General features: G+C 59.7%; 1 protein-coding gene. It reads right to left on the bottom strand.

Annotated elements, in window-relative coordinates:
- Positions 1-291: 291 nt before the first annotated feature.
- Complete coding sequence (locus ACVNHC_RS24460; RefSeq protein ID WP_058900765.1) at positions 292-1,338, bottom strand: IS110 family RNA-guided transposase; 1,047 nt, start codon at positions 1,336-1,338, stop codon at positions 292-294.
- Positions 1,339-1,416: the final 78 nt, after the last annotated feature.

Below are 1,416 nucleotides of genomic sequence, written 5' to 3'. Positions count from 1 at the left end.
GGGATCCATATGTGGACGGCCCCGTGGTCGCAAGGTTTAAGTTCGCAGGTGCTCCGGATCGCTTGCGGTCATATGTACGGCCTATTTTGCGATCCGTGAGACCGCTGGCCAAGATGGGTTCCGCAGCAGACAGGTTCCAAACAGTACAGCGATACCGGCTTTGAAGCCGCCACTGGATCCCACGGTATTTCCCATCTGCCTCGGATCGACCGAACACACCTTCTCATCTTCCCTTGCAAGTTCCTCTGCCGCGCTGGCTTGTTCAGGGCCGGGGCGGTGTTTTGTATGTGCTCACACGCTTGCCGGTTCGTGCCGCACAGACAGTGGGCGATAAGTCTCGCCGCTGACCATCAGCTTCCAGGCGATGCGCGCCAGCTTGTTGGCCAGCGCGACGGCAGCCAGCTTATGGGGCTTGTGCGCACACAGCTTGTCCAGCCAGGGCCAGAGGGTTTTCATTCGTCCCCGCCGCACTTGCAGCAGGACCGCACTTGCTCCGGCAACCAGTGTGGCACGCAGCATTTCATCTCCGGCGCGGGTGATCACACCGAGCCGGTTCTTGCCCGCCGTGGAATGGTTTTTCGGGGTCAGGCCGAGCCAGGCGGAGAAGTCGCGCCCTGATCTGAAGGCGTGCGCATCGCTCACCTTGATCGCCAGCAGGGTCGCGCCGACCGGACCAATGCCCGGGATACCGGCCAGCCGCTGGCTGACTTCGCTGTTGCGATGCAGCTCTTGCAGCTTTGCATTGAGACCTGCGATTTCCTCGTCGACCCTTGTGTAATCACGCAACAGCGTTTCGAACATATCCAGGGCCAACTCCGGCAGTGTCTCGTCCGCACGGATCTGATTAACAAGCCGGTTGATCTGGAACAGACCCTTTGGGGCAACCAAACCAAACTCCGCTGCAAACCCGCGGATCGAGTTGGAAAGCTGCGTGCGCCGGCCAAGAAACTGCGTGCGCAGCTTCGCCAGCATCTGCTCCGCCTGCTGCTCAGCGCTCTTGACAGCAACGAAGCTCTTGGCCAGCTTCGGACGGCTCATCGCCTCACAGATCGCTTCCGCGTCAGCTGCGTCCGATTTGCTCCGCTGCACATAGGGCTTCACGTATTGTGGCGGGATCAGCGCAACCTCATGCCCCAACTTCCGTAACTCACGCGCCCAGTGATGCGAGGACCCGCACGCCTCAAGCCCCACCTGCGCAGGAGGCAAAACGGCAAAAAAGTCCAGAACCTGGCGGCGGCGAAGCTTCTTGCGCAACACAGGCTGCTCGCTAACATCCACCCCATGCAGCTGAAAAACGGTCTTGGACGTATCCATACCAATTCGAATAATATCACTCATGGACGGCTCCATCGTTTGAGATCGCTAACAACCTCATTCTGGCACATCGATGCCGTAGGGGCCGTCCAACCCAACAGT

The organism is Pannonibacter sp. Q-1, from assembly GCF_054073275.1.
This window is presented reverse-complemented; position numbering and strand designations above follow the sequence as displayed.

Excerpts from the sequence above, each read along its gene's own strand:
- ACVNHC_RS24460 (WP_058900765.1), bottom strand. The coding sequence starts at position 1,338 with ATGAGTGATATTATTCGAATTGGTATGGATACGTCCAAGACCGTTTTT.